The following is a 14,898-nucleotide window of genomic DNA, read 5'->3' as shown; positions in this document are numbered from 1 at the left end:
TCGGTCATACGCTAATAGAATAAGTCAACTAACGGATAGCTTTAGCAAAATAACTTAGGAACTACTTTGCAGGTTTGGAGTTTTTGATATTCAACAAAACCAGCTAATAGTTGTCAATAATTTTCATTAAAAATAATAAAAATATCATGTTATACTAAATTTGTGCATGCCAAATAACCGTCCAAATTCTTGATTTGGAAAGTTTAGGTTTGCTTGGTTAAATTGTTAAATCAAGCTATGTCTTGGAAAGAAGTTTTGTTTTTTAATAGTGCATAAATCCAATGTAAGAGTTTGTTTGCACAAGCTATTACAGCTACTCTAAATGGTTTTCCTTCTTCACGTTTTTTATCATAAAACGCCCGTAGTTTCTTATTACGAGGAAGGATTTCATCTGTAGTTTTCTGTTTTCGACAATCACGAATTGCACATTTAACAGCCATATACAAAGCTTGCCGTAGTCTGCTAGAGCCTCTTTTGGTTATTCGGTTGTAAGTGCCTTTGAATGTACCTGATTCAAAGATACTAGGATCAAGACCGGCAAATGCGACTAGTTTCTTAGGGTGATTAAACCTTTCAATTTCCCCAATTTCAGATATAATCGTGGTAGCGATTTTTTCTCCGATACCAGGAATTGATTGGATAATCTTCGATTCTTCAATACTTTTGGCCAAAGCATCTATCTCATTTTCAAGTAGGGATAGGTGTTTTTTGTATTCGAAGATCATGTTAATATACATATCTAAACTTAGGGCAAGGCTAGAATATAAAGCCTGTTGAAATGGATTTTGAGCTGCTGCAGTCATTAGCTTTTCAGCCTGTTGATTTGCCCATTGTAGAGAACGGGAATTACAGAATTCTTTTATTTTAGTTGTTAATACTTCGTTATTGGCGCTCAATATATCTTCTGAAGTAGGATAAGTCTGTAGTATTTTTAAAGAAACATTCGAATATAAGTCGCCAAAAACATTACTATATTCAGGGAATACTTGATCTAAGACTGCCTGGAATTGTAGTTTAGTTTGTACAAACATGCCTGTAATATTATCGTGTTGTCTCGTAAGATGACGTAAGTTCGCAAGTTGGATGCCACGCTTTTTATAAGGCTCTAAATCCTCTTTATAATACAGCTCGCAGAGATGATTGGCATCAACGATATCTGTTTTTACCTTTCGTAAACTAGAACTTTTCGTCTTATAAGAGATGAGTGGATTTACGATAATGATTAAATAACCTTTGTCCTCAAAATATTGAACAACTGGTGTGTGATAATGGCCTGTAGACTCCATAACTAGGGGAGGGCGCTCTCCTGAAATTTCTTCTACTTCTTTAATAAAATCTAATAAACTAGCTAACCCATCAAGATCATGTTTTACTTTAAAGCTTTTCTTGTAGGGCTTCTTTCTTTCCAAATAAGCTTGAACCTGACTTTCACCTTTAGCTACATCCAGGCCAATGACTGGATTCATTATAATTCCTCCTTCAAAGTGATAATTGCCGGTAACCCCTAAATCCTCTTTGTAGTGTCATAGCTTCGCTTGTTATACGAGATCACTGTCCCAACCAGCCTCAAACATGTTTCTACAAGTAGGGGGTGAACTGTTTTGCGGACGAGGTCTTAGCCCCACGGGCGCGAACGTTCTACCCCGGCTACCGTTATCATATATCGATATAAAAAATGGTCAACCAGAAATATTTTCTGGCTGACCTAATAATACGATCGGGCGCGATTCTTCAATAAGATGTTTTCTTTTAATAAAGATTGATAATTTATAATAAGTTAAATTAATTTATAATAAAGTTTGTTCGGTTAGTAAATTGAATAATTTGAGGAGTTTTGAATGAAATACTTTGTAGATGATGACCACTGGGATGTATTGGGTTATGTAGAGGAATTAAAGAAAATACTACCGAGGTTTAATAAAGAGACATTGAACTTTTTAAAGAGACATTCATTCCATGATGGAAAGGTTGTGTCTCTTACAGTTTTAAACCAGGAAAACGGTATAACAAAGGACCCTACGACAATTAAAATGATAATTGAGCAATATGAAGAAGGTGCTGGGATGTTTGAAATACAATGGTTAAACGTTCGCAAGTTTTTAATGGATTTTGATATCACAAGAAATGTTTATGGTAATAAACCTAATGAAATTGTTTTCGGCGGCAGAAAAGGCATTGATGAATGGGGCTACGATGAAATTTTACCGTTAAGTAAAAGAAAATTACAACATGAAATTATCTTACATTCACAAACGAAAATACTGATACATTGCTCAGACATTAAAATTAGGAAGGTTAAGACATAGAAAATAAGTTTGATTTATTCTAGAAAAGGGCGCGATTCTTCAATAAGAAGATCGCGTTTTTCCGTTATAGGGCCATATTGTTGAATAACGGGGTAAAATATGGAGCTTTTAAAAGTTAATTCCGTCTATCTCATATATGAAGGGAGGGTTATTAATTGAGTGATAAACTTTATAACTTAATCAAAGCAATTTGTTTAATTGTAATCGCGTTCTCTAGTGTAATAATAGCTATACAGCTTACGAATATTGGGTATTGGTTAAAGGCAATAGGGCATTAGAATACTATCTTAACGCTAGCTTTAAATATGTTTCAGCTTTAAATCTTTAATCTTCGAAAATCGGGCGCTATCCTTGAATAAAAGGGAAGTGCTTTTTTATTGTTTTAAGATAGTAAAATAATTTTTTCATTATTTTTCATTTATAACGTGACGAGTTCATTTTTATTTACGTCTAAGTAGATAGAAAAAGGAGGGAGCAGCTTTGGAACAAGATGAATTAACCGAATGGATTGAAGAATACGGTGAAACTGTTTTAACTTATATACTTTTAATGGTTAGGGACTATCAACAAGCTGAGGATTTAACACAGGAAACATTTATAAAAGCTTATAGCAATCAACAGCAATTTGAACATAAATCTTCTGTGAAAACATGGCTATTTACAATCGCACATAATGTGACAAGGGACTATTTCCGTAAAAAACATCCGATACAACATTTTTTAGGTTTAACAATAGAAGAGAAAGATTATAAACCAATACCAGAGCAAATCGTAGCAATGAATTTTCAAACAGAACAATTATACAGAGCCATTCAACAACTAAAACCTACATATAGACATGTGATTATTTTAAGGAAGTTAAAAGAATTTTCAACAGTAGAAACCGCTCTAATTTTGAACTGGTCAGAAAGTAAAGTAAAAATGACGTTAAAAAGAGCGTTAGTTGAATTGAAAAATGAATTGATTAAAGGAGGGTTTTCCAGTGAAATTTTCAGATGAACAATTTAGTGAACTGAGAGAAGATCTAAAGGTAACCGAGAATTCCAAATATCAACTTAAACGTAAGATTTTACAGAATGCACATCAAAGTAAAAAACGTAATATTAAACAGTTCGTTTGGATTGCTATTGCGGTCTGTATACTATTTATCGTAGCTCTACCGTTCTATTCCCCGACAATGGCAACTATAGCGGAGAGGATATTACCTATTTCTATTACTCCAAGCTATTCAGAGGGTCAGAATAATCCAGGTTTAACATCTCAACTTGCAGAATTAGTCGAACAGGAAGGATACATTTACAGTTTTGTAGGAATCACACCTTCTCCCTATACAATTGAAATATCACTCATTTTGAAAGGTTCTACCTTAAAACAGGCAAAGGATGATCTTGCGCCGAAGTTAACAAATTATCTATATGAAAATGGCTATGACCAATATAAATTAAAGATTTCAGAAGGAACTGAAGCACCACCACGTCCGAAAACTGATAACACGTACGAAAAGGTACAGGAGATTGTGAAGGAAGTATTCGCATCATATGGGTATGCCAAAGAAGCGGATTTTGAATTAGCAGGACTGAATCAAACTTGGTTCTCCAATATTGTTACACTGGACATGCCTGACCATATTAAAGAGTCCAAAGAAATTGTAGTGGATATAAAAAAGGAAATAGAATCACAGGATTTAGATGTTAAGGACATTGAAGTAAATACTTTTAACTTAGATCACCGTCTTCAAGATAGTCGTTGGGGTGGTATTTCATCTGATATATATAATGCAATGGCTGGGAAGTCGACTTACCAAGTGTCTGGGTTATCCTATAAGGTGAGGAAAGGACACTCCTATGTTTCAATAAAAACAGATTTTGAAAAACCACCTTCAGAAGAAATTGTAAAAGAAATAAAAGTAGCTGTTCAAGATTATTTATCTTTACCGGAAACGAAAGAAGCAATTCAAGATGATAAATATACCATTCAATTCCTATTAAAGAATGGAGATGAATCGTTTATTAAAATAAAAAACTAACAATGTTTTAAAACTCTTTTTTCTTTATCATATACAACGATCGGGTGCGATTTTGAAACAAGGAACAGGCTAGCATTCTTCAACAATCGGGCGCTTTCCTTGAATAAAGAGTGGCTCTTTTTCTGTTAAAGGGCCATTTATTTGAAGAATGTATTCTTTTATAATGAAAGAAAAGCAAAGTTTTATTGAGGTGAAAAAATATTGATACAAGGAGTTAATCATTTTTTATTTTCAGTTTCTGATTTAGAACGTTCAATTGAGTTTTATGAAAATGTATTCGATGCTAAATTATTAGTAAAGGGTAGGACAACTGCTTACTTCGATGTTAATGGAATGTGGTTTGCTCTTAATATTGAAAAAGACATACCCCGTAATGAGATACACCAATCCTACACACATATTGCCTTTTCGATTAGAGAAGAAGATTTTGATAATATTTACGACAATCTAAAGAAATTAAATGTAAATATCTTATCAGGTCGTCAGAGAGATGAAAGAGATAAAAAGTCTATTTATTTTACAGACCTAGATGGGCATAAATTTGAATTTCATACAGGTACATTACAGGATAGATTGGATTATTATAAACACTACAAAACACATATGGAATTTTTTGAGTAGGACGATTCATATTTCACAATCGTGCGCTTTTCTTGAGTAAGAAAAGTGCTTAATTCAATTAAAGGGCCAAATTGTTGAATAACCTTCTTTAGTAAAATGTACCAAACATCAAATAATGTGTGTTTTTCTATTTATAGATAAATTATACAGTTTGCTTTATAATAATTTTAAATACCTGATACCTAAAGGTGGAGTGATTGAATGTTAAAATTTGTTGATGACTTTGCAGGCGCAGTCTTTGATATATTAAAGTCAACTTTATACTACATTTCTTACTTCATTGCTGGTTTTACTTTAGTCGCTTTACCCTTATTTTTAATTGCTAAAATATTTGAATGGCTGTTATAAATTATTTTAGTTGATGACTATTCTTTGATAATCAGGCGCGATTCTTCACTAAGAAGATCGCGTTTTTTCCGTTATAGGGCCATATAATTGAACACAACCTAGTTATCTAGGTTACAATTTAGAAGATATTGTTAAAAAGTATTCTTAAATTGACTGGTAGAGATATTGGAATTAAGATGAAAATTTAAATATTGGGGGAGTACATGAAAAAAGCTACAATTTTGATGATTACAGTCGCTTTATTAGTTCTCGCATCTTGTGGAGGACCTTTCATATCAACTACGTCGATGTTGATTGTTATTGAAAAGGGGCGTTCAAGTGACTATAAAGAGTATTGGGTTAAAGCATACGATCCGAATAATCAAACTAAAGAAGAAGCATTTAAGATTGAAGTTCAAGAAGAAATGGTATGGAACTTAATTGAGGAAGATAAAGAGTATTTTTCTTTGTATTCAAAAGAAGGAGATAAATCCTGGGTTTTAGAACAAATTGAGCATATAGAAAATCAAAAAGAATAAATTATTTATGACTACTGTTATTCCACAATCGGGCGCAATTCTTCAATAAGAAAATCGCGTTTTTCTGTTAAAGGGCCATATAGTTGAATAACGTGAGTATTAGAATTATTAACAATCAATAACCTAGAATTTTGCTACAATAACAAAGGTGTAGAAAATTTATTTACGGGGTTATAGAAGAATAACCGTATATTAGAACAATCTACAAAATCTAACTTGATAATGATGTTTAAGTTAAAAGTACGAGAGGTTGAATATAAAATTGGACAAACTAACAAAATACATTATTGCAATCGCATTGGTCATTTTAGCTATAAATAGTTTCTTTATATCTGCATATTTAAAGAATATTGTAGAATTAATGGCAGGTCAAGTTAATTCACACTAAAAAAATCTTACTTGGGGGACACAAACTCCCACAATCGGGCGCGATTCTTCAATAAGAAAATCGCGTTTTTTTCCGTTACAGAGCCAGCCATTTAATTGTATAACATTAATAATAAATTTGGGGAAATTACTTATTGAGGAGTTTATAAGTATGAGAATATCTATTGACTTGTTTAGTAGGAGCAAGTGAAGTCGGAGATAGTAAATTTGTTACAAAAATGGTTTATTTGTATACATCTAAAAATATTATCCTAAAATAGAACAAGAGAGGTAGGGTTTACATATGAAAAAATTATTATATTTAGGGGCATTATCAGTAATACTACTTACAGCTTGCGAAGAAGCAAAAACAGTCACAGAACCAATTGAAGTTGAATCACCACAGGCAGAATTAAAAAATGAAGCAATTGAATTAGATATTGTAGACGTTAACGAAAATAAAGTTGAAGTTGGTACTAAAGTTTTCTCAAAAGGTATTGTATCTAGAATAGTTACAGAAGAAAGTCTTGAATTTGAATTTGTACTTACAGTAGAAGGTGAAGAACCGGGTATGTTTGGAATTGATAATTACGCTTTAGCTGACACAAAATATGGTGCTGAGATAACAGTTTATGGTACATATGAGGGACTAGGTTCCATGGGAGTCCCTATTATCTCAACTATTATAGTAGAGTAAATCAAATTTCTAACAATAGTCTTTTTTTACAAGAAGGGAACAAATAGCCTTAATTGCTTAAAAAGGACAAAAAGCAGTAACAACATGGACTCAGTCCCTAATTGATACTGTCTGTATTGTTTTTAAATTACAATTAAATGGAGAGCATTAAACTCCATTTTAGCCGAATAACGAACTTCAACAATCGCGCGATTCTTCAATAAGAAAATCGCGTTTTTCCGTTATAGGACCAGATTATTGAACAAATTTTTTGAGGAAGCACCAAATCCAAAAGGCTTTTTCAAAGCGCTCTAGTTTAAGTACACTAGAACTCTTTAATAAATGCGTTCAGTAAAAGAATTAAAATTCCTAATACAACACAAATATCAACAACGACTATACGAATTTTGCTATTATTTTTTTCTTCCTTACGCTGTTGTTTTATTTCCCTATATAAACCTTGCACTTTTCTTTGCATTTGAATTTTATTTTGTTTATTTTTGCTCAATAATTTGTCCTCCTTTAATTACTATCTTACACTGAGTGAACAGTGTTTTTGTCGCTAACATAATACTTCTTGGAGAATTTCTTGCATTCCTTTAAATGTACTTAAAGCGGTTTTAATTAAAGTATAACGTTACCTAACCATCATTTGAAACCATCTTTGTTTAACTTTGTAAATGTATAAAATCCCCCTTATTCAACAAACGGGTGCAGTACCTTCTTTAACAAGGAGTGCGTCTATTTTCATTTGTAAAGATCAAGTAAGTTTATTTCCTTTTATTCAGTCATATCCTTAGATTAAAAAAGGAAGTGTATAAACTGAAAAGGGATAGAATTGCTTTAGTCGGAGCCGTAGTAATTTTAATTGTAGGAACCTTCTTATTTATCAATAACTCTTCGTCAAAAGGAACAGCATCTGAAGTTCCACCTAAAGTAAGTTCTGTGGAAATGGAGAATTTCCTATATGGAGATAATGCAATCGTGAATCATGTGCATAATGAATTATCGGAAAAAGGTTATATATATCGTCTTTTAATTGCTGCTTCATCTAAAGAAGATATTCAGATGAAAATTATCTTATTAAACAAAGAAGCTACAGAATTAGAGCAAGAAGAGATAAAATCAATCTTCTATGAATTAGTTAAAAAAACAATCTAAATCCCAAAGCTTTTACTCTTAAAGTGAGTGATTCTGATGATGAACCAGATTGGTAAAATGTTCAAATTTCATTAAACTAGCTAACTTAAGCTGATACTTATTCCACAATCGGGCGCGATTCTTCAATAAGAAGATCGCGTTTTTCTGTTAAAGGGCCATATTGTTGAATAAAACGCCTCTCGGATTTTACATTAATTGGATGGTAATTTGGTGTACAATATATTTAGAAAAGTTGAGGAAAGGTGGAATATATGATGCTTAGATTATATTTGGTTAGACATGGTCAAACGGAATGGAATGTACAAAAAAAAATGCAGGGCTGGGAAGACTCAGCTTTAACTGAAAAAGGTGTAAATAACGCAATTGCATTGAGAAAAAAGTTAGAAGGTGTAGAATTTGCTGCTGCTTACACAAGTACAAGTGAAAGAACCATCGAGACAGCAAGATTAATTATAGAGAAAAGAAATTTAGCTATTAATACTAATGAAGACCTTAGGGAAATAAATTTAGGTGAATGGGAGGGGAAAACTCTTGATGAGATAAAGGATTTTTATCCTGAACAGTTTAAATATTTTTGGGAAAATCCAGCACTTTATGAGCCTGTTGGTGGAGAGACCTTTGAGCAACTTATAAACAGGGCTATCAAGGTATTAAACTACATAACTTCAAAACATAATAATGGGAATATTTTGGTTATTACTCATTCCGTTATTCTAAAATCGTTACTTATGCATGTAAATGGAAAGTCTGTTAAGGATTTATGGACGCCCCCATTTATACATGACACAAGTCTTTCAATAGTAGAAATAGAAAATGAAGTGTATCGTGTAAAATCTGAAGGTGATATTTCACACCTAGATAGTGTTAATGAGGTTTAGACAATTTCTTGTAGAATGTATCTTTTTAGAAATCGATTTGTTTTTCAACTATCGGGCGCGATTCTTCAATAAGAAGATCGCGTTTTTCCGTTATAGTGCCATATTGTGGAGCAAACTCAAATAAAATATTTTGACTTTTTTGACCATTGTGGTAAATTATAGTTGTAATATTTAGCGTTGATAAGGAAGAGTAAGTATTGGAGTTTTTATAGAGAGCTTCTGATGGTGGAAATGAAGCAAAACGAATTTACTGAACATGGCCTTTGAGCTTCGTACCGATATGTAGGCTACGACGAGATGAGCACTCGTTACAACAGCGGCAGTATGACTTCGTACTTGCAGAGGCAAATAGTGTAAGCTATTTGTAAAATTAGGTGGTACCACGAGATAATTCGTCCTAATCGCAATTTGCGATTAGGGCTTTTTTTATTATAAGGGGGAAACATAGAATGAATGTATTAATCGGAGGCGCTTGGCCTTATGCAAATGGTTCTTTGCATTTAGGTCATGTAGCAGCACTTTTGCCAGGAGATATTTTGGCAAGATATTATCGCTTAAAAGGTGAAAGGGTGCTTTATGTATCAGGTAGTGACTGTAATGGTACGCCAATTTCAATACGGGCAAATCAAGAAAATACTACAGTAACAGCAATTGCGGATCGTTATCACACTGAATTTTTACAATGCTTCAATGAATTAGGATTTACTTATGATCTATATACAAGAACTGATGCATCACATCATCATAAAGCTGTACAAAATATATTTTTAAAGCTTTTAGAGAATGGCTTTTTATTTAAAAAAAGGATTGAGCAAGCATACTGTACAGTAGATAATCAATTCTTACCAGACAGATTTGTGGAAGGAACATGTCCAAATTGTAGGGCAAAAGCACGTGGAGATCAATGTGACAATTGTTCAACCATTCTAGATCCACTTGACTTGAAAGATAAAACATGCAAAATTTGCGGAAATGAGCCAGAAATCCGAGAAACTGAACATTATTATTATGAGTTTAGTCATTTTCAACAGCAATTAGAGAACTTTGTTAATGAAGCATCTATAGAAGGAAGATGGCGAGAGAATGCCGTACAGTTAACTAAACGTTATTTAACTGAAGGATTACCAGATAGGGCTGTCACAAGGGATTTACCTAATGGTATTTCAGTACCTGTAGATGGTTTTGAAGGAAAGAAAATCTATGTTTGGATCGAAGCAGTAGCAGGATATTATACAGCAAGTTTAGAATGGGCAAAACAAAATGGGAAAGATGTTTCCGAATGGTGGAATGAAGAAGCCGTTTCCTATTATATTCATGGCAAAGATAATATCCCATTTCATACAGTAATTTGGCCAGCAATCTTAATGGGTCTTGGTCAAGAGGGATTACCAACACATATTGTTTCAAATGAATATTTAACATTAGAGAAAAGAAAGCTTTCAACAAGTCAAAATTGGGCAGTTTGGGTACCAGAAATATTAAAAGATTATGATCCAGATTCGATTCGCTATTTTTTAACAATCAATGCTCCAGAAAATCGTGACGCCGATTTTTCTTGGCGAGAATTTATCTACAGTCACAACAGTGAACTATTAGGTGCATTTGCCAATTTTGTGAATAGAACATTGAAATTCATTGCAAAATCCTTTAATCACAAAGTCCCTCAAGCAAAAGTAAACAACAGTATTAAATTAGATGTGGAAAACTTATATGCAAAAGTTGGGGAACATATCGAATCAGGTGAAATGAAACAGGCAATTGAAGCTATTTTTAACTTTATTCGTACGTCAAATCGCTACTTTGATGAAGAACAACCATGGACGACTGTTAATAATCAAATTGAAAAATGTGAAGAAACGCTTGCAACTTGTGTTTACATTATTCAAAATTTAGCTCAATTATTACATCCCTTCTTACCTTTCGGTTGTAAAAAGATTCGTCAAATGTTAGGTACCTCTTTAAACGGATGGGATGAAGTTGCTGACTTACCAACTGAACTAAATAATGTAGAACCCCTATATGAAAGGATTGATGTAAAAAAAATAGAAGAAGAACTTCAAAAATTAGAAGAAGCATCTAAACGAATTTAAGTTTAAACAACCAATAAAACTAGTTTGTATTATGTACTTCTCATTTTATTGTATTATTTTAAAGTTTTATTCAACAATCGTGCGCTTTTCTTGAATAAGAAAAGTGCATTATTTAATTATAGGGCCATATTGTGGAATAACCTTTAATGAGAAATTGGATATTTTTGTTATAATATAGATAAGTTTGTGAAGGATTGTACTTAGACTAACGAGGCAGGTTAGTTTAAATGGTTAGGTTACTTGGGTTGGTAGAACACAAGTGGGAGATAGAAGAATAAATCTATTGAATGGAGGTTTGTACAAATGGAGGTATTCATTGAAAAATTACATGTTACAGACGCAGAAGATTTGTTTAATTTTGAAGTTGAAAACAGAACTTTTTTCGAGGAAATGGTACCGACGCGTGGAGATGAATACTATAAGCCTGAGACTTTTAAAAAAAGACTTGAAGCTTTACTTGAATTACAAGCTATTGGAGGTTCATGTTTCTATTTAATTAAAGATAAAGATAGCTCAATTCTAGGAAGAATAAATTTAGTGGACATTGATGAATATGATAAAATTGGTCACCTCGGTTACAGGGTGGGGCAAGCACATACTGGTAAAGGAATTGTTAGTAAAGCATTAAAAATATTGGTAGAAACAGTAACTGACGAAGACGTAAAACAGATTAAAGCCAAAACAACAACTAATAACATAGCATCTCAAAGAGTTTTAGAGAAAAATGGATTTGAGAGAATAGGTATTAGTAGTGAAGAATTTGAAATGAATGGTCAGAGGTTAAGTTTCGTTTATTATGCTTTGAATATTTCGTCCTGTTGAACTAACGGGTGCTTTAGTTAAATAACAATCTTCAACAATCGTGCGCTTTTCTGCAACAAGAAATGCGCTTTTCTTAATGAATTGATCATTTTCCAAGTTTTTTTCTTGGAGCAAGGGACATACCTTCTTTAGAGGAGGTGTTATATGTCAAAAAGGATATTGATAACTGCTGGAATATTTATAGTAGGAATAACATCGTTTAACTTGTTAAATATCCCTTTCCTATTTGATTCTTCCAAAGAAAAAATAGAAGAACTAGAACCTTTAAATACTATAGAAGATTCTATATTGAAAAAGTTAATGGTAAAGCTCCATAAGAAATATGTAGGGGTTGACGTCAAAACGACTCCAAACAAAGAATTGGTCATACAAGTAGTAGGAGACGAAAAATATTTAAAGTCAGTACAAATAGACATTGAATTCATTGCAAAAGGTGTCATTAAAAATACTGAATTAGAAGATTATATTATAGTTTTTGAAAGATGGGATTGGATTGGTGATACAGATGAAATTATCAATAAAGAACACCAGTTAATACTTAAGATGTTAATGAAAGGCCTTAGGAATTATCAAGTAGTGGATCATATAAGTATTGATACTCAGCAAATTATTATCGTTCATACTTCGATAAAAGATTTGGATAAAAATGCACGTAAAGTTGCACTAGAAATTGAAGAGAAGGCGAATGAAATCTTACATTCAGAGAAATTGAATTCGGTATCTAATATTGACACTTATAAATTTAAAGTGAAAATGAATGGAAAAGTGATTAATTAGGATTTTTGATGCTAAGTGGGAATTTAGGTTTATAAGTTTTTCACTATTCAACTATCGGGCGCGATTCTTCAATAAGAAGATCGCGTTTTTCCGTTATAGGGCCATAAATAACATTCTTTATAAATGTTACCAATAGAAGGTTTGATAAGGTTTGTAATTTCATTTACGAACAGTAAAGTTGAATAAGGGAACAGAATGCTGCAAAATTTAATGGATAAATCCTTTAATCTTAAAGTAAGGATTTACAAGGTGTATTTATTTACATTTAAACCGATGTGTATTTTATTCATATGGTTTATCATAATCCTCAACTTTAAGCTCTTTAAGGAATTCAATAAAATTTATTCTATTTCTATATTTTTCTTCATAATATGATTTTTTACTGAGAAAATCTTCCTTAACAATATTAATAATATATGGTTTCATACGTGTTTCCTCCCCATAACCATAATTTTCGGTAAGCTCTATTAGAAAGGAAACAATATAATTAAATAATACGGGGAAATCTTTTTCAAATTCTTCCTGGTATTCAACTAAAGCTTTAATATACTTATATAACTCACTTTGTTTAGTAAAAGGGAAACTGCATCCTGTATTCCAATAGCCAAGCCAAATAGTAAATGCACCAATAGAATACCGTCTCAATTCTTTATCAGAATCACTGAAATATGAGTAATATGGATAATGTGGAAATGCCATTCCACCATCAAAACCTAATATTCGGAAGCCACTGTTCAATACTTTGTTTATTTCAGTAAGAATCATACTTTTTTCTTCCGTTGTAAGTTCTTTTTGAATTTTTTTATCTTCTGAGCTCATAGATAACCCTCCTCTATTTTTCAATAATACCAAATTTAATATTAAGTAAGAACGTCTCCAAACCGAGTTTGGTAACATCTTTTTGCTGAACATTGTAAATGGTTAAATCTGATGCCACCCTTATGCAACAATCGGGCGCGATTCTTCAGGGCCATATTGTGGAGTAAGGTCTAACACAAATTAGTTGTATTCAAGTTTTTAATTTTAAAGGAAATTATTTACTTTTATAGAATAAAATAAATGGGTGGGAAGCCTAAAAGAAAAATATAGGGGATTTATATATTGATTAATGGGGGTCCATATGGAAGAAATATTAAAGAAAGCTAGGATAGTTGCGAGTAAGGTAGTAGTTGATGCAGGGAATATAGCAAAAGAACGTTTTGATAAATTTACTAATTTGGAAGAGAAAGATGATTATGGGGATTTAATTACTGAAGTTGACCTTTTAGCAGAAGAGTTAATATTGAACGAATTAACCAGTGTTTTCCCTCAACATAAAATACATAGTGAAGAAGCAGGAGATAATGGCATAGAAAGTGATTGGTTATGGCAAGTAGACCCATTAGACGGTACTAATAATTTTGCTATTGGATTACCGGTTTTTTCTTCTTCTATAACGCTTTTGTATAAACACGAGCCAGTTCTTGGAGTTATATACGAACCTTTGGTAAATAGGTTATTTATATCTAGTTTGAACGATGGTGCATTCTGTAATAATGTAGAATTAAAAATTAAAAAGAGAGATAATCCTAAAAAATTTACTATTGCTTGGATACAGGGTCACAGAGTTCAGAATGAAGAAAAAGCTGTGAAATTACGGCAATATATCGATGTAAATTGTAAAAGGATGATGAGGCTCTGGGCTCCAACGCTGCAATGGTGTATGCTTGCTAAAGGTGATATAGACGGAATTATCCTTTATAATTCTGAAGGCGATGACTTGTATTCTGGCGTACTTATGGTAAAAGAAGCTGGAGGAATTGTAATTGACTTCCAAGGAAATGAATTTACAGGTATGAGCAATGAACCTTATCTAATTGCTTGCCATCCAGATAATAAAGAGTATTTCTTAAATATGGTAAGTGAAGGATTAAGTCATACTAAAGCATTAATTGATATTGTCTAAAAATAGATAATAAATTCTAGATTAAAGAAGGAGCTCGGATTAATTCCTTTAATAAGAAAAATGTTACAGAATTTAATATAAAACTTATACTCAGAAGGTATTCCAATGTGTGGAACCTTCTTTTTTTTTTAAAATTGCTTATTTGCATGTAGAAGTTATTAATTTAATGAACCAGGGTTAAATTAATGTTCAACAATCGGGCGCTTTTCTTGAATTGAAGTGACCCCAAAAAGTTAGACATTATTAAGTTAAGCAGCTTCGGAGGATTGAATTCGGTATTGTACCGGACTCAATCCTTTTAATTTTCCTTTAATACGTTTGTGATTGTAATATTCAATATACAATTCAAGTTCAAGCTTGAAGT

At 32.3% G+C, this 14,898-nt stretch carries 17 protein-coding genes and 1 other annotated feature; of the genes, 13 read left to right on the top strand and 4 right to left on the bottom strand.

Annotation, left to right across the window (positions count from 1 at the left end):
- Window positions 1-230: 230 nt before the first annotated feature.
- A complete protein-coding gene (locus CBM15_RS11020; RefSeq protein ID WP_087617547.1) occupies window positions 231-1,466 on the bottom strand; it encodes an IS110 family RNA-guided transposase in 1,236 nt (411 codons plus the stop codon).
- Window positions 1,467-1,838: 372 nt separating this feature from the next.
- Here CBM15_RS11020 and CBM15_RS11015 point away from each other — a divergent pair, with 372 nt between their 5' ends.
- The 7 genes from CBM15_RS11015 to CBM15_RS10990 all read left to right on the top strand — a co-directional run bounded on the left by CBM15_RS11015 (window position 1,839) and on the right by CBM15_RS10990 (window position 6,882).
- Window positions 1,839-2,306 carry a hypothetical protein gene (locus CBM15_RS11015; RefSeq protein WP_087617546.1) on the top strand — a complete coding sequence of 156 codons (468 nt, stop codon included), beginning with the start codon at window positions 1,839-1,841 and terminating at the stop codon, window positions 2,304-2,306.
- Between the two features lie 480 nt (window positions 2,307-2,786).
- Window positions 2,787-3,305, top strand: a complete 519-nt coding sequence (locus CBM15_RS11010) for an RNA polymerase sigma factor (protein ID WP_087617545.1) — start codon at window positions 2,787-2,789, stop codon at window positions 3,303-3,305.
- Window positions 3,289-4,332 (top strand): DUF4030 domain-containing protein, encoded by a 1,044-nt coding sequence (locus tag CBM15_RS11005; protein ID WP_087617544.1) that lies wholly within the window; start codon window positions 3,289-3,291, stop codon window positions 4,330-4,332. Before CBM15_RS11010 ends, CBM15_RS11005 begins: the two co-directional genes overlap by 17 nt.
- 201 nt (window positions 4,333-4,533) lie before the next feature.
- Window positions 4,534-4,953 carry a FosM family fosfomycin resistance protein gene (gene fosM / locus CBM15_RS11000; protein WP_239534810.1) on the top strand — a complete coding sequence of 140 codons (420 nt, stop codon included), beginning with the start codon at window positions 4,534-4,536 and terminating at the stop codon, window positions 4,951-4,953.
- 201 nt (window positions 4,954-5,154) lie between these two features.
- Entirely contained in the window at window positions 5,155-5,301 is a 147-nt protein-coding gene (locus CBM15_RS19375) for a hypothetical protein (protein WP_193433789.1), read from the top strand.
- A 203-nt stretch (window positions 5,302-5,504) separates the two neighbouring features.
- Window positions 5,505-5,819, top strand: coding sequence for a hypothetical protein (locus CBM15_RS10995; protein ID WP_087617542.1), 315 nt, complete (start codon window positions 5,505-5,507; stop codon window positions 5,817-5,819).
- 670 nt (window positions 5,820-6,489) lie between these two features.
- Window positions 6,490-6,882: a hypothetical protein gene (locus CBM15_RS10990; RefSeq protein ID WP_087617541.1), complete on the top strand. Its 393-nt coding sequence runs from the start codon at window positions 6,490-6,492 to the stop codon at window positions 6,880-6,882.
- Window positions 6,883-7,186: 304 nt separating this feature from the next.
- Here CBM15_RS10990 and CBM15_RS10985 read toward each other — a convergent pair whose 3' ends face one another.
- Window positions 7,187-7,369: a hypothetical protein gene (locus CBM15_RS10985; RefSeq protein ID WP_087617540.1), complete on the bottom strand. Its 183-nt coding sequence runs from the start codon at window positions 7,367-7,369 to the stop codon at window positions 7,187-7,189.
- Window positions 7,370-7,845: 476 nt separating this feature from the next.
- Here CBM15_RS10985 and CBM15_RS19285 point away from each other — a divergent pair, with 476 nt between their 5' ends.
- The 5 genes from CBM15_RS19285 (at window position 7,846) to CBM15_RS10960 (ending at window position 12,589) form a co-directional block, all read left to right on the top strand.
- Entirely contained in the window at window positions 7,846-8,022 is a 177-nt protein-coding gene (locus CBM15_RS19285) for a hypothetical protein (protein ID WP_158100207.1), read from the top strand.
- Between the two features lie 251 nt (window positions 8,023-8,273).
- Entirely contained in the window at window positions 8,274-8,900 is a 627-nt protein-coding gene (locus CBM15_RS10975; RefSeq protein WP_239534811.1) for a histidine phosphatase family protein, read from the top strand.
- Between the two features lie 168 nt (window positions 8,901-9,068).
- Window positions 9,069-9,303 (top strand) — a binding site (T-box leader).
- Between the two features lie 46 nt (window positions 9,304-9,349).
- Entirely contained in the window at window positions 9,350-10,990 is a 1,641-nt protein-coding gene (metG, locus tag CBM15_RS10970; RefSeq protein ID WP_087617537.1) for a methionine--tRNA ligase, read from the top strand.
- Window positions 10,991-11,293: 303 nt separating this feature from the next.
- Window positions 11,294-11,812, top strand: coding sequence for a GNAT family N-acetyltransferase (locus CBM15_RS10965; RefSeq protein ID WP_087617536.1), 519 nt, complete (start codon window positions 11,294-11,296; stop codon window positions 11,810-11,812).
- 144 nt (window positions 11,813-11,956) lie between these two features.
- A complete protein-coding gene (locus CBM15_RS10960; RefSeq protein ID WP_087617535.1) occupies window positions 11,957-12,589 on the top strand; it encodes a hypothetical protein in 633 nt (210 codons plus the stop codon).
- A 282-nt stretch (window positions 12,590-12,871) separates the two neighbouring features.
- Here CBM15_RS10960 and CBM15_RS10955 read toward each other — a convergent pair whose 3' ends face one another.
- The gene (locus CBM15_RS10955; protein ID WP_087617534.1) at window positions 12,872-13,408 is read right to left on the bottom strand and encodes a carbamoyl-phosphate synthase small subunit; all 537 of its coding nucleotides are present in this window, start codon (window positions 13,406-13,408) and stop codon (window positions 12,872-12,874) included.
- A 301-nt stretch (window positions 13,409-13,709) separates the two neighbouring features.
- On the opposite strand from CBM15_RS10955, the gene CBM15_RS10950 reads away from it, so the two are divergent.
- Complete coding sequence (locus CBM15_RS10950) at window positions 13,710-14,534, top strand: inositol monophosphatase family protein (RefSeq protein WP_087617533.1); 825 nt, start codon at window positions 13,710-13,712, stop codon at window positions 14,532-14,534.
- A 248-nt stretch (window positions 14,535-14,782) separates the two neighbouring features.
- On the opposite strand, the gene CBM15_RS10945 is transcribed toward CBM15_RS10950, so the two are convergent.
- The coding region (locus CBM15_RS10945) for an IS3 family transposase (protein WP_140405563.1) at window positions 14,783-14,898 on the bottom strand (116 nt) is incomplete at its 5' end.

It is taken from the genome of Solibacillus kalamii (genome assembly GCF_002174535.1).
Lineage (GTDB): Bacteria > Bacillota > Bacilli > Bacillales_A > Planococcaceae > Solibacillus > Solibacillus silvestris.
The sequence above is the reverse complement of the archived record's forward strand: the minus strand, read 5'-3'. Positions and strand labels throughout refer to the sequence as shown.

Excerpts from the sequence above, each read along its gene's own strand:
- CBM15_RS11020 (WP_087617547.1), bottom strand. The coding sequence starts at position 1,466 with ATGAATCCAGTCATTGGCCTGGATGTAGCTAAAGGTGAAAGTCAGGTT.
- CBM15_RS11015 (WP_087617546.1), top strand. The coding sequence starts at position 1,839 with ATGAAATACTTTGTAGATGATGACCACTGGGATGTATTGGGTTATGTA.
- CBM15_RS19375 (WP_193433789.1), top strand. The coding sequence starts at position 5,155 with ATGTTAAAATTTGTTGATGACTTTGCAGGCGCAGTCTTTGATATATTA.
- CBM15_RS10995 (WP_087617542.1), top strand. The coding sequence starts at position 5,505 with ATGAAAAAAGCTACAATTTTGATGATTACAGTCGCTTTATTAGTTCTC.
- CBM15_RS10990 (WP_087617541.1), top strand. The coding sequence starts at position 6,490 with ATGAAAAAATTATTATATTTAGGGGCATTATCAGTAATACTACTTACA.
- CBM15_RS10975 (WP_239534811.1), top strand. The coding sequence starts at position 8,274 with ATGATGCTTAGATTATATTTGGTTAGACATGGTCAAACGGAATGGAAT.
- metG (WP_087617537.1), top strand. The coding sequence starts at position 9,350 with ATGAATGTATTAATCGGAGGCGCTTGGCCTTATGCAAATGGTTCTTTG.
- CBM15_RS10965 (WP_087617536.1), top strand. The coding sequence starts at position 11,294 with ATGGAGGTATTCATTGAAAAATTACATGTTACAGACGCAGAAGATTTG.
- CBM15_RS10960 (WP_087617535.1), top strand. The coding sequence starts at position 11,957 with ATGTCAAAAAGGATATTGATAACTGCTGGAATATTTATAGTAGGAATA.
- CBM15_RS10955 (WP_087617534.1), bottom strand. The coding sequence starts at position 13,408 with ATGAGCTCAGAAGATAAAAAAATTCAAAAAGAACTTACAACGGAAGAA.
- CBM15_RS10950 (WP_087617533.1), top strand. The coding sequence starts at position 13,710 with ATGGAAGAAATATTAAAGAAAGCTAGGATAGTTGCGAGTAAGGTAGTA.